Source organism: Acinetobacter legionensis (genome assembly GCF_048552295.1).
GTDB lineage: Bacteria > Pseudomonadota > Gammaproteobacteria > Pseudomonadales > Moraxellaceae > Acinetobacter.
Map to the genome: position 1 here is coordinate 209369 of NZ_JBIMCW010000001.1, position 12672 is coordinate 222040.

The window sequence follows — 12672 nt, forward strand, 5'->3', positions numbered from 1 at the left end:
AGTTTTATCATGAGCTTTGCGATTAAAAAAATTCACCATGTGGCTTATCGTTGTAAAGATGCCAAAGAAACCGTGGAATGGTATAAAAAAATGCTCAATATGGATTTTATTTTGGCCTTTGCTGAAGACCATGTGCCTTCGACCAAAGCCTTTGATCCGTATATGCATTTGTTCTTAGATGCTGGGCAAGGAAATGTATTGGCATTTTTTGAGCTGCCTACTCAACCAGATATGGGGCGTGACGAAAATACCCCTCAATGGGTTCAACACATCGCATTTGAAGTTGAAGACCTGAATACTCTACTGATTGCAAAAGAGCATCTCGAAGCACATGGCGTTAAAGTTCTTGGCATCACCAACCATGGCATTTTCCACTCGATTTATTTCTTTGATCCCAATGGTCATCGTTTAGAACTAACCTATAACGATGTGCATGCAGATGCAAAAATTGCACGAATTACCGAAGAAATGAAATTAGAAATGCTGGATGAGTGGAGTCGTACCAAACGCGCACCTCAGCATACTCATTTTTTGCATGAAGACGAGTTGGGAGCATAATCATACTCAATTGAATATGTCTAGGTGCCAAAGCCGACTTGGTATTTACTAAGTTTATTAATCGAATAATTCATGATTTGGTATCCTATATCTAGTTGAATATCATAATAAGCAGCTTTAATGGTACACAATGCTCGTTTTGCTGAAGCTTATATAAGCTTCAACTAACAACAGCAATCAGTATTTAAAATATTGCTGTTGGACAATGCTAGAACTCATCGGTATTGAAGCGTTGTAACTCCAATACCGATTTTTATCGGCTGAACTTTAATGGTCTAGATCTTTTGATGATGTACTGTTGTTTAACAAATAATATGTAACACCTCGAAAAACAATTGTATGCTTATAGCATTCGCCTATTTAAATCATTTAAAAAGATGATTTCTATTTTGTACAATGCTCAGGCACTATGTGTTAAATATGTAAATCAAATATCGAGAGCAAATGAACACTGCTAAATCGTATGCAGATTAAGGGTTATTCAATGATTGAAGAAAAGTTGTCTGGTGGGGTTCAATCACTTGAGGTGGGCTTAGCCGTTCTCAATGCCCTTTTGGAGCATAACAAGCCGATTATTTTAAAAGAGCTGTCCAGTAAACTTGATATGCATCCAGCTAAGGTACATCGTTACCTTGTTAGTCTGATTCGCATGAATTATGCAAAACAACTTGAAGATGGTCAGTATGCGCTAGGGGATCAAGCTTGGCGATTGGGCTTAAACTGTATACAGCACACAGATGTTTTACAACTTGTTCAGCATCTTATTTATGAACTACAAAGTAAAATTGGTTGTGGTATTCAAATCAGCAAATGGTCACCTAAAGGCCCTTTAGTTGTACAGTCGATTGAATCAAATCATCCAATTTCCATTGTGACCAAAGTAGGTTCGATCATGCCCTTAGTCAATTCGGCTGCTGGGCGGGTTTTTGCCTCATATTTGCCTGAAGCAGTAATTAAACCATTAATGCACTCAGAATGGGAAAAAGTAGCACTCAATCATATTCAAATTAAACCAAACAATTGGGATGAATTTCTTGTTTTAAAAGAAAATACTTTACAACAAGGTATGGCGATTGCTCAAGGAGACTTACTTGTTGGCATCAATGCTGTGGGTTTACCTATTTTCAATGCGCATCTTGCAATGGAGTTTTGCATTGTTGCATTAGACAGTGAAATGTTTTTACCAGTCAACGCGGGCAGTGAAAAACTTGAACTATTTAAACGTGAAGTTGCTACGATAAATCAATACATACAAACACGTTAAGTTTTTAGCGAAAGATCGTGAAAAGCCAAGAATTTAATTCTTGGCTTTTCACTTTCAATACGATTTTGTTATTTGGCTTCTAACACACCACGGCGGATTTGGTCACGTTCGATTGATTCAAACAATGCCTTGAAGTTGCCTTCACCGAAACCATCGTCATCTTTACGCTGGATAAACTCAAAGAACACAGGACCAAGCATATTTTCAGAAAAAATCTGTAATAATAGTTTCTTCTGACCTTCTTTGGTATTGCCATCTAACAGAATACCACGCTTTTGCAGTTCTTCTGTCGGTTCACCATGATCAGGTAAACGATCTTTTAACATTTCATAATAAGTTTCAGGAGGCGCCGTCATAAATTTCAGCCCTAAACCTTTTAACTTATCCCATGTGGAAATTAAGTCATCGGTAATAAAAGCAATATGTTGAATTCCTTCACCATTAAAGTCAGCCAAAAACTCGGCGATTTGCCCATTGCCTTTGTCTGAGTCTTCATTCAAAGGAATACGAATCATCCCATCAGGTGCAGTCAGCGCCTTAGAGGTTAAACCCGTGTATTCACCTTTAATATCAAAGTAACGAATTTCTTGGAAGTTAAAGATTTTTTCATAGAAATTTGCCCAATAATCCATACGCCCTTTATAGACATTATGGGTTAAATGATCAATTTCATTTAAACCAGCACCACGTGGGTTGCGATTTTCGTCATCAAAGAATACAAAATCATTTTCATAAATATCACGATCGACCAAGAAAATTGGCATACCGCCTATGCCTTTAATCGCGGGGATATTTAATTCCATTGGTCCTGCTTGCGAATACATTGGCTCTGCGCCAAGTTCAATTGCATTTTTAAAAGCTTTGGCTGCATCACGTGTTCTAAACCCCATTGCACATGCTGATGGGCCATGTTCTTTAAAGAAGAATGATGCATAAGATTCAGGTTGATAATTCAAAATAATATTGATATTACCCTGACGCCATAAATAAACTTTTTTTGATTTATGCTTTGCGACTTTAGCAAAACCAATTGCTTCAAAGATTTGATCTAATCCATTTTCCGTCGAAACAAACTCAATAAAAGCAAAGCCACATAGTTCTAATGGGTTATCTAAAATATCCATCTAGTTTCCCTTATTTGAATAAATTCATCCGTTTTTTAATGCCGAGAAAAGATCACAGGTATTTAGGTCAATCGACAAAATATTCTGATTTGAACTCTTCCTTTCCATAATTTAGTCCACGTAAAGCTCTAAGTTTAAGCTGCATTTACAGTGACGTTTAACACTAAATTTATCCTACAAGAAAGCTTTGATTTATGCAATACATAATCAAATTATGTTATATGTAATTTTATTTCTTATTTTAATAAAGTCGAGCATACTATTTTTGTGCAAAATGTGCTTGAACTGACCTGTTTAAGTATCCATTTTAACCTGTGGAATTGCTTTGATTTGATCCGCAATTGCCTGTTTTTTGGAAAAAGAATAATCCAGAGCACATCATTCATTTTAATGTCTTGATCGTTTGAATCTTAAGGATAAACATCATTTATCGTACTTTAAATTTAGCTTATCTTTCATTAAAAAACGTGAACACCTTTAAAAAAATCTGCTGACTACCCCGCCTATCTTTGCAAATCCTGCTCAACTTTAACTTGGCTGGTAAAATCATTTTGCATACAGACTCGCAAAGCTATTCCAATCGCAGCAATCACAATAATGCGGCTTCCAGTATCATCTTTCAATTATGTTAAAGCCTATACAATTTCAAGGCAGATTTGCGCTGTAAAACTATTAAAGCGTTCAGGCTAATTTAAGCTCAAATATCCAGCTTCGTTTTTTCTTCGACGATAATTGTTTGATATTCCATTGTCTTTTCCTTTTAATCCATGATTTAAATTGTAATGTTCTATTCTGTTCAGTATTTATATTTAAAATATTTTAAAGGAAGAAATGGATTTACAATTTGCCAATTGTTTCATTCAGCCTCTATATTTTCTCAATTGTGTATGTCTTTTATTAAACCATTTAAAGCTTTACTTTGATCGTGCTAGATTGCATCTCGATCTTTATTTTATTGATTGATTTATCTTTTATTTAGTTGCATTTAAAAGCAATAAAACGATGTAACTTGATGCCAATGCTTTTAATTAAATTTATGATATTTATATGAATTATCCATACACATTTACTCGGTTTTATTCATCTCATATTCACGTTATGATGGTTCTATAAACTTAGAATTGTAATAAATAATCATCTCAGCTTTTCGGTAAAATAAGGAAAATAGACATGGCTTATCAAAATATCCTCGTTCCAGTTGATGGTTCAGAAACTTCATTATCTGTTGTGAAACATGCAGTTGAGTTTGCAAAAGCATTTAACAGTAAAATCACGGTTGTGCAAGTGATGACTTTAGACCCTTATATTGCATCAGAATATTTGGCAAATGGTCAAAGCAATATGCTGATTGAACGGGCTCGTGAATTTATTCAAGCAAATATCAATGTAGCTAAAGATCAATTTGCTGCAGAAGGCGTTCAAGTTGAAACACGGTTACTCGAAGGCGAAAACATTGCGCATACTTTAAATCAAGCTGTACATGATTTAAAAGTTGATTTGGTCATTCTCAGCTCACATGGTCGTACGGGGCTAAAAAAAATTATTATGGGCAGTGTGGCGCAAAGTTTATTAACTGAATTGCAAATCCCAGTCTTAGTGATTAAATAATTTTTGTCATTCCTTTTATGATTCCTCACTACATCTGAAAGTGAGGAATTATGGTATCCATTGATATTTTTTTAAATTTATTTTGCCATCAATAACAACCACATCTTCTGCCAACAGCTTTATCGTCTGAATACACATACCTTTTTCGTCCAGTTTTTTTAAGCTGATTCGACCTTGTGAATTGACCACTCGATACCAAGGGATATTATGATCTTCAGGTAATTGTCCTAAGACACGCCCAACCAATCGTGCATGTTTAGGTAAGCCTGCAAATTTAGCCACTTGACCATAACTGGCTACTTTGCCTTTGGGGATTTGAATGATGACACTTAAGATCATCTGAGCGAGCTCATGATTTGACATTTTTCAGATCAATCAAGTAATAAAAAATAGTATTCATAATCGTCTTGGCAAATAACATTAAATTGACTTTGAAAATAAGCTTTAAACATTTTTAGGCAAATGTAATTTGACTGTACATAAACTAATCTTAAATCGTACATCAAATACAACAACAAGAGTATTCAAAGATGAAAGGAATCTTCAACAAACTGATTTTATCAACGGCATTGGCAATGGGTTCTGTGGTAACAGTTGGTTTATCAACTACAAGCTATGCTGCTCCAGCAATTGACATCCAAAGTGTGCTGCAACAAGAACGAGCGTGGGCTGGCATGGAAACCAAACGTGTAAAAGTAGGTGATATTGACTGGGCATATAGTGAAGGTGGGCCAGCAGGTAAACCGACGATCATGTTAGTTCATGGACTTGCAGGAAGTCGTGACAACTGGAATCGTGTTGCACGCTATTTAACCCCTTATTACCATGTAATAATTCCTGATCTTCCAGGTCAAGGTGACAGTAAGGTACCAAATGATTTTGATTATTCATTGCCTAATCTAACTGAAAAATTACGTCGTTTTGCCGAAGCTATTAAAGTAGACAATGGCTTAAACGTCGCAGGTCACTCTATGGGGGGATCTATTTCATTACTTTACGCAGCACAATATCCTGTCGATACTAAATCATTATTTCTGATTGATAGTGCGGGTGTGTTTAAATCAGCCAATACGCCTTATTTAAAAGATCCAACAACTTTACGCAACATGATTGTCAGTAAACCAGGCGATTTTGATCGTTTAATGAAAATCGCAACCAGCATGCCTCCTTTTATTCCTAAAGAATTAAAAGATGCCCAAGAAAAATTGATGATCAGCCAATCTGCAAACACAACCAAATTGGTTGAACAACTGATTGTCATGTCTAAATTATTTACCCCAGATTCATTTGCAATTGCAGCACGCTCTATTGACCAACCCGTATTGATTGCATGGGGAGACAAAGATCAAATTATCAATGTTGAAGCTGCGGCTGAACTCAAAGGCTTATTGAAAAATGCACAAGAGCCGATAATTCTCAAAGGAGTCGGGCATTTACCGATTTTAGAACAAGAGCAACTTTTGGTGAAACCTTACCTCGATTTCTTAGCCAAAAACGCAAAATAACAGCTCTAATAAAAAAGCCAGTATTGTTACTGGCTTTTTTATGGCGCTAAACCTTTAAAAATATTTAATTTTTAGTCGCTCAGTTTTATATCTTAACTATTCATTTAGCTTAATGCGCTATGTTTAAAAGTTACCAGGATGTTCCAATCGCTTCATTTCCTGGGCTTTTTCAGGATGATGTACCGATGCCACACCATCTGCAGCTTTCTTGTCAACAAGCGCTTCAGGATTATAAATGGTAATGGTTTCATGTCCTTCGTTATCTTCCCCCACAATATATTTGATACCTTTACGATTCATTTTATTGCACATGCGCTGATACCAACCTTTAAAACCTTGTGTTTCTTCATTTGGGTTGTAATAAAATGCATTCATGACTGCTGGTAAACCCAGCCCACAGACCACACCTGAAAGTAATACACTAATGAAGGTATAACCAATTAAAATACTACTGTAATCACGTAGCTCAGGGACGTTTGCCACAGCAAGGATCAATGCAAGGGAAATTCCTCCACGAACCCCTCCCCACGAAAGAATAGCTAGACTACCGTTATAACTCTTTTTGCGAAATGATGGGAAAAATGCAAAAGCTAAGAAATTTGCAGCAAAACGAGAAAGATGCAATGCAAAGAATGCAAAAATACCGCCAAGAATCAGACTTGTGCTTAAGTCTAAAATAAAGATTTCTAGACCAATCAGTGTGAAGAGAAAAGAATTAATAATCCCTTCTACTGTATGCCAAAAATGATTAACCTCTCGAATCTCACGATCCTGTAAAATTTCTTTCCACTTATTACCTACGATTAAGCCCCCAATTACACAAGCAATTGGTGCCGATGCATGAGCAAATAATGCAACAAGATAAGAGCCACATGCCAATAACGCAGTTGTGAGAATCAATGATTCCATCTCATGCTTGCCACGCAATAAACGCAAGATTCCTAAACCAAAAGCCCAACCAATGATGACCGCAACCACAATTTCATATAAGAATGTTTGTAATGTTGCAACTAAACTAAAATGCTCACCTTCAAGGACATTTAATAAAGTCATGAAGACCGCGATACACATCGCATCATTAAATAAGGATTCACCTTCCAATTTAACAATGAGATGATGTGGCGCTCGTACTGAACTGAGAACACCTTTGATCCCAATCGGATCTGTTGCACCTAATGCTGAACCCAGTAATAATAAAACTAAAATTGGGACTGGATTACCAATCAAAAACTGAAAGCCAAAGACCAATCCTGCAAAAAATACAGCACAGAGCAGTAAGGCAATCGTTGCCAATATACTAATCGGCTTCCAATAAACTTTTAAATCTGAAACTTTAAATTTAAGCGCTGAAGATGTCAGAATGAAACAAATAACGCCATTGACTAAAAAATCATAAAAATCGACATGCTTTACAGCTTCTTCGATATTATGGATATTAATAGAGATAAATTGATTGCCATTAAGTAAACTGGCGCCCCATTGCAAAATAAAGACAAAAATTGCAGAGACAATGGGAACACCGATGGCTTGAGGGAAACCTAATATTCGCTTATTAAAAATTGTAGTCGCGATAGAAAGCGCAAAAATGACTGTAAAGACCTGAAGAAAGAAATAGTTACCCATCAGAAACCTGTTTAGATTTTTAATTTAAATGCACATCAAACACTCAATCATTTTTTTATAAAATATAAAATAAGAGACCATTTAACAATCTGGATAATTGTACAAAAAAAACTGAAATATGATGATTACTGGTTATATTTTTTAACATAAAAAATGCTTGAAAAAATTGATTCAGAAAAAAAGAGAACATGATGTTCCCTTTTTTAACGCAATACTGAGTAGCTATCTATTTAAAGGTATCACATGCATTGATATCACCAGAATTCATACCAATATTAAACCATTGCATACGTTGCTGGCTGGTACCATGGGTAAAGCTGTCTGGAACAACATAACCCCGTGCTTTTTTCTGCAAGTAATCATCGCCAATTTTTTCAGCTGCATCCATCGCTTCTTCAATATCACCCTGTTCTAAGAACTGAGTCCGTTGTTGAGTACGATTGGCCCAGACCCCAGCTAAACAGTCTGCTTGTAATTCTAGACGAACTGATAGTTGATTGCCCTGAGTTTCACTGGCACGCTGGCGTGCTTGCTGAACCTGAGATGATATTCCCAATAAATTCTGTACATGGTGCCCCACTTCATGCGCGATCACATAGGCTTGAGCAAAATCACCTGCTTCATCTTTAGCTGAAAGCTCAGATTGATTTTTTTCACCAGAAATACCCATCTGCTGGCGCATATCTTTAAAGAACTGGGTATCGATATACACCTTTTGGTCTGCTGGGCAATAAAATGGCCCCATCGCAGATTCAGCCGTACCACAACCCGATTGTATCGCACCACTAAACATCACCAGCTTAGGTGAAACATACTGTACACCTTGTTGTTGGAAAATTGGCTTCCAGGTATCTTCGGTATCTGCCAAAACCGTTTTAACAAAAGATGAGGTTTCCTGCTGTTCAGGGGTTAAATTCGTCGGTGCAGAATTTTGACTTACACCAGCCGAAGTCACCTGTTTAGTCGCTTGATAGGCTTGCTGTGGGTCAACACCAAAGAATTTCCATGCAACAAAAGCGACGATTAAGCCTAGTATACTAATCCCACCCGCTTTTACGCCACCACCACCACGGCGATCTTCGACATTATCACTTTCTCTACGTCCTTTCCAACGCATAGATCGGTCCTTTTATTTTATATTGGCTATCATTTAGAATGTGCTTTGCATTTATGCAGTAGTTGATTTACCACGAACTTTTTGAATAAGTCCAACAACCAATACCACAGCTAAGCCGGCTACGATACCAATCAGTAAATTGATTAACGTTGGTGTTAATGCACCAATAACACTACCAACGGTTGGAATATGTTGAATATGATCAACGGCTTCTTCTGACCAATGATGCAAAGTTGAAACAGCATGGGTGATGATCCCCCCACCGACAAGGAACATTGCAATGGTTCCAACAATTGTTAAAGTCTTCATTAACTTTGGTGCAAATACCAGTAAACCACGGCCAATGCTTTGTTTAACATTTGATGTTTGTTGGGTTAAATACAAACCTAAATCATCAATCTTTACAATCATGGCGACAAAGCCATAGACACCGACGGTCATTAAAATTGCGATGACAGATAGCACCATCACTTTGGTACCAAATGTTGCAGCCGCAACAGTGCCTAAAGAAATCACCACAATTTCAGCAGAGAGAATAAAGTCTGTACGTATTGCGCCTTTAATTTTATCTTTTTCAAATGTGGCTAAATCAGTTTCAATTTGTTCAAATTCCTCTTGCGCAGCTTCACCTGTTTTGGCTTTTTTATGCTGCAAACTATGTAGAACTTTTTCAACACCTTCATAGCAAAGAAACAGACCACCAATCATCAACAATGGGTTAATCAACCATGGTGCAACTACACTGATCAACAAAGCCAAAGGTACTAAAATTAATTTATTGATAAATGAGCCTTTCGCGACACCCCAAACCACAGGAAGTTCACGCTCTGCTCTTACACCACTCACTTGTTGTGCGTTCAGTGCTAAATCATCACCTAAAACACCCGCAGTTTTTTTAGCCGCCATTTTACTCATGACTGCAACATCATCGAGTACCGCTGCGATATCATCTAATAATATTAATAGACTACTTGCCATTTTTTATCCAAAATTTTAGTTATCCTGTCATTTTAAAGTGAAAATTCATTTTTCTATATAAAATTTTGTAGATTTTCACATTTATTGATAAAAATTGGTTCTACACCATTTTTCGCTGACATTAAAATAAATTATCTCGTACAATAGTGCCCATTCATAAAACACGACTGTCTATATAAAGACTTTGGAAGCGATAATGACGAATCAAGATAATCGTCCTGTGATTTTGACAGGCGACCGTCCTACTGGACAACTACATTTGGGACATTTTGTAGGTTCTTTGCGCTCACGAGTAGGCTTACAAGATTCTCATCATCAACACCTCCTTCTCGCAGATGCTCAAGCTTTAACAGATAATGCGGATAACTTTGAAAAAGTTCGTCGTAATATTCTTGAAGTAGCAACAGACTATTTAGCAGTCGGCATTGACCCAACAAAAACTACAATCTGTGTTCAATCTTGTTTACCCGCGTTGAATGAACTCACCATGTTGTATTTAAACTTTGTGACGGTTTCACGTTTAGAACGTAACCCAACCATCAAAGCTGAAATTCAATTACGTGGTTTTGAGCGTGACATTCCAGCTGGTTTTCTTTGCTACCCTGTTGCACAAGCTGCCGATATTACTGCATTTAAAGCCACTGTCGTGCCAGTTGGCGAAGACCAAATTCCAATGATCGAACAGACCAATGAAATTGTTCGGCGTTTAAACCGTCAAATTGGACAAGAGGTTTTACCAGAGTGTAAAGCGCTTTTATCTAACATGAGCCGTTTACCTGGCTTCGATGGTAAAGCAAAAATGTCGAAATCATTGGGCAATACCATTGTATTAGATGCAACCGATAAAGACATCAAAAAAGCAGTCAATGCAATGTATACCGACCCAAACCATCTGCGTATTGAAGATCCTGGTCAGGTTGAAGGAAATATTGTATTTACCTATTTAGATGCTTTTGATCCAAATAAAGAAGAAGTTGAAGAACTTAAAGCACATTATCGTCGTGGTGGTTTAGGTGACGGTACTGTGAAAAAACGTCTTGAAGGTGTGTTAAAAGAGTTGATTACACCAATTCGTGAACGTCGTATGGAACTTGCCAAAGATCCAGATTACATCATGGATATCTTAAAAACTGGTACGGAAAAATGCCGTATCATCACTCAAGATACTTTAGATGAAATTAAAAATGGTTTAGGCGTATTTCATTTCTAAAATGCCCTGATTGTCTAAGCAAAAAAAAGCCACTGAATTCAGTGGCTTTTTTTACAACATCTTTTATAACATCATAAATTAATTTTTATGACGCATATGTGGGAATAAGATCACATCACGGATACTTGCTGCATTGGCAAATAACATCACCAAACGATCGATACCAATACCTTCACCTGCTGTAGGAGGTAAACCGTATTCTAATGCTTCAATAAAGTCAGCATCGAAATGCATTGCTTCATCATCGCCCGCATCTTTTTCAGCAACTTGCGCTTGGAAGCGTTCAGCTTGGTCAATTGGATCATTTAATTCCGAGAAACCATTTGCCAACTCACGACCACCGATAAAGAATTCGAAACGGTCAGTGATATGCGGATTATCATCATTTCGGCGCGCTAACGGGGAAGTTTCCGCAGGATATTCTGTGATAAATGTCGGCTGACGTAATTGAGTTTCAACAGTTTCTTCAAATACGATCGTTTGTAATCGACCTAAACCAAAACCTGGTTTAACTTGCTCTTTTAACTCTTCACGAATAAATGTTGCCAAGAATTCACGATCCGAAACATTTTCAGCAGTGAAATTGGGGTTATGCTCAAGAATCGCATCAAACATCGAGATTTTCTTAAATGGGCCTTTGAAGCTATACACTTCTTCACCATAAGGAACATCCGTTGAGCCCAAGATGTCGATTGCTAATTTTTCTAGCATACCTTCAGTCAAAGCCATAAGATCTTTGTAATCAGCATAAGCTTGATAGAATTCAATCATCGTAAATTCAGGGTTATGACGCGTTGAAACACCTTCGTTACGGAAGTTACGGTTAATTTCAAATACACGCTCAAATCCACCAACAACCAAACGTTTTAAGTAAAGCTCAGGTGCAATACGCAAGAATAATGGCATATCTAATGCATTATGATGTGTTTCAAATGGACGCGCTGACGCACCACCTGGAATCACATGCATCATCGGAGTTTCAACTTCCATAAAACGTTCATTAATGAGATAGTTGCGAATACCAGACACAACTTTTGCACGAATTTCAAAAGTTTTACGTGTTTCTTCATTCACAATTAAGTCTAAATAACGTTTACGGTATTTTACTTCTGTGTCATTCAAACCATGAAACTTGTCTGGAAGTGGACGAAGAGATTTCGTCAATAATTCAAAATGTTCAATATGAACATATAAATCACCTTTGCCAGAACGACCGATATAACCTTGTACAGCAATAATATCACCAAGATCTAGACTTTTTACAGTTTCTAAAACTTCTGGTGCAAGCTCTTTGCGTGGCACATATAATTGAATACGGCCCGTCATGTCTTGAATCACGATAAATGAACCACGATTCAACATCACACGACCCGCTACAGATACGTGAACTTGCTCGCCTGCTTCGATTTGTTCTTTAGATTGATCTGCAAATTGTTCTTGTAGATCTTGCGCATAATGCTCACGTTTAAATGTGTTTGGCCATGCGCTAACACCTGTTTCCTTGGCGTGATCTTGAATTTGCTTTAACTTGGCATGACGCTGTGCAATTAAATCGTTTTCGGAAATGTGTTGTTCAGAAGTCGATTGAGCGTTATGTTGCGTCATCTCTGCCTCGATTATATTAAAAAACGGAAGTTGCATAGCATAGCAGATTTACAACATAATGCGTATGAATATAACTCTAC

Annotated in this window: 11 protein-coding genes; 5 read left to right on the forward strand and 6 right to left on the reverse strand. The window is 37.1% G+C overall.

Annotated features, from left to right (window positions below; all coding sequences use genetic code 11):
* Positions 1-9: 9 nt before the first annotated feature.
* Entirely contained in the window at positions 10-558 is a 549-nt protein-coding gene (locus tag ACG916_RS00930) for a VOC family protein (RefSeq protein WP_336951819.1), read from the forward strand.
* A 484-nt stretch (positions 559-1042) separates the two neighbouring features.
* Entirely contained in the window at positions 1043-1822 is a 780-nt protein-coding gene (locus ACG916_RS00935) for an IclR family transcriptional regulator (RefSeq protein WP_336951820.1), read from the forward strand.
* Between the two features lie 68 nt (positions 1823-1890).
* Here ACG916_RS00935 and hppD read toward each other — a convergent pair whose 3' ends face one another.
* On the reverse strand, positions 1891-2946 hold the full coding sequence (hppD, locus tag ACG916_RS00940) for a 4-hydroxyphenylpyruvate dioxygenase (RefSeq protein WP_336951821.1): 1056 nt from the start codon (positions 2944-2946) through the stop codon (positions 1891-1893).
* A gap of 1170 nt (positions 2947-4116) precedes the next feature.
* Here hppD and ACG916_RS00945 point away from each other — a divergent pair.
* The gene (locus ACG916_RS00945) at positions 4117-4554 is read left to right on the forward strand and encodes a universal stress protein (protein WP_336951823.1); all 438 of its coding nucleotides are present in this window, start codon (positions 4117-4119) and stop codon (positions 4552-4554) included.
* 48 nt (positions 4555-4602) lie between these two features.
* Here the strand turns inward: ACG916_RS00945 and ACG916_RS00950 are convergent, their stop codons facing one another.
* The gene (locus ACG916_RS00950) at positions 4603-4917 is read right to left on the reverse strand and encodes an MGMT family protein (RefSeq protein WP_336951825.1); all 315 of its coding nucleotides are present in this window, start codon (positions 4915-4917) and stop codon (positions 4603-4605) included.
* Between the two features lie 167 nt (positions 4918-5084).
* Between ACG916_RS00950 and ACG916_RS00955 the strand changes: the two genes are divergently transcribed.
* On the forward strand, positions 5085-6059 hold the full coding sequence (locus tag ACG916_RS00955; protein ID WP_419327143.1) for an alpha/beta fold hydrolase: 975 nt from the start codon (positions 5085-5087) through the stop codon (positions 6057-6059).
* 123 nt (positions 6060-6182) lie between these two features.
* Here ACG916_RS00955 and ACG916_RS00960 read toward each other — a convergent pair whose 3' ends face one another.
* The 3 genes from ACG916_RS00960 to ACG916_RS00970 form a co-directional block, all read right to left on the reverse strand.
* Complete coding sequence (locus ACG916_RS00960; RefSeq protein WP_419327142.1) at positions 6183-7682, reverse strand: cation:proton antiporter; 1500 nt, start codon at positions 7680-7682, stop codon at positions 6183-6185.
* Positions 7683-7908: 226 nt separating this feature from the next.
* Positions 7909-8799 (reverse strand): KPN_02809 family neutral zinc metallopeptidase, encoded by an 891-nt coding sequence (gene ypfJ, locus ACG916_RS00965; RefSeq protein ID WP_336951828.1) that lies wholly within the window; start codon positions 8797-8799, stop codon positions 7909-7911.
* Between the two features lie 51 nt (positions 8800-8850).
* Complete coding sequence (locus ACG916_RS00970; RefSeq protein ID WP_336951829.1) at positions 8851-9777, reverse strand: DUF808 domain-containing protein; 927 nt, start codon at positions 9775-9777, stop codon at positions 8851-8853.
* Between the two features lie 196 nt (positions 9778-9973).
* On the opposite strand from ACG916_RS00970, the gene trpS reads away from it, so the two are divergent.
* Positions 9974-10987, forward strand: coding sequence for a tryptophan--tRNA ligase (trpS, locus tag ACG916_RS00975; protein ID WP_004717376.1), 1014 nt, complete (start codon positions 9974-9976; stop codon positions 10985-10987).
* A 78-nt stretch (positions 10988-11065) separates the two neighbouring features.
* Here trpS and lysS read toward each other — a convergent pair whose 3' ends face one another.
* Positions 11066-12592: a lysine--tRNA ligase gene (gene lysS, locus ACG916_RS00980; protein WP_336951831.1), complete on the reverse strand. Its 1527-nt coding sequence runs from the start codon at positions 12590-12592 to the stop codon at positions 11066-11068.
* Positions 12593-12672: the final 80 nt, after the last annotated feature.

Bases quoted from the DNA above. Each gene is read 5' to 3' on its own strand.
- lysS (WP_336951831.1), bottom strand. From the start codon at position 12,592: ATGACGCAACATAACGCTCAATCGACTTCTGAACAACACATTTCCGAA.
- ACG916_RS00945 (WP_336951823.1), top strand. From the start codon at position 4,117: ATGGCTTATCAAAATATCCTCGTTCCAGTTGATGGTTCAGAAACTTCA.
- trpS (WP_004717376.1), top strand. From the start codon at position 9,974: ATGACGAATCAAGATAATCGTCCTGTGATTTTGACAGGCGACCGTCCT.
- ACG916_RS00950 (WP_336951825.1), bottom strand. From the start codon at position 4,917: ATGTCAAATCATGAGCTCGCTCAGATGATCTTAAGTGTCATCATTCAA.
- ACG916_RS00970 (WP_336951829.1), bottom strand. From the start codon at position 9,777: ATGGCAAGTAGTCTATTAATATTATTAGATGATATCGCAGCGGTACTC.
- ACG916_RS00935 (WP_336951820.1), top strand. From the start codon at position 1,043: ATGATTGAAGAAAAGTTGTCTGGTGGGGTTCAATCACTTGAGGTGGGC.
- ACG916_RS00955 (WP_419327143.1), top strand. From the start codon at position 5,085: ATGAAAGGAATCTTCAACAAACTGATTTTATCAACGGCATTGGCAATG.
- ypfJ (WP_336951828.1), bottom strand. From the start codon at position 8,799: ATGCGTTGGAAAGGACGTAGAGAAAGTGATAATGTCGAAGATCGCCGT.
- ACG916_RS00960 (WP_419327142.1), bottom strand. From the start codon at position 7,682: ATGGGTAACTATTTCTTTCTTCAGGTCTTTACAGTCATTTTTGCGCTT.
- hppD (WP_336951821.1), bottom strand. From the start codon at position 2,946: ATGGATATTTTAGATAACCCATTAGAACTATGTGGCTTTGCTTTTATT.
- ACG916_RS00930 (WP_336951819.1), top strand. From the start codon at position 10: ATGAGCTTTGCGATTAAAAAAATTCACCATGTGGCTTATCGTTGTAAA.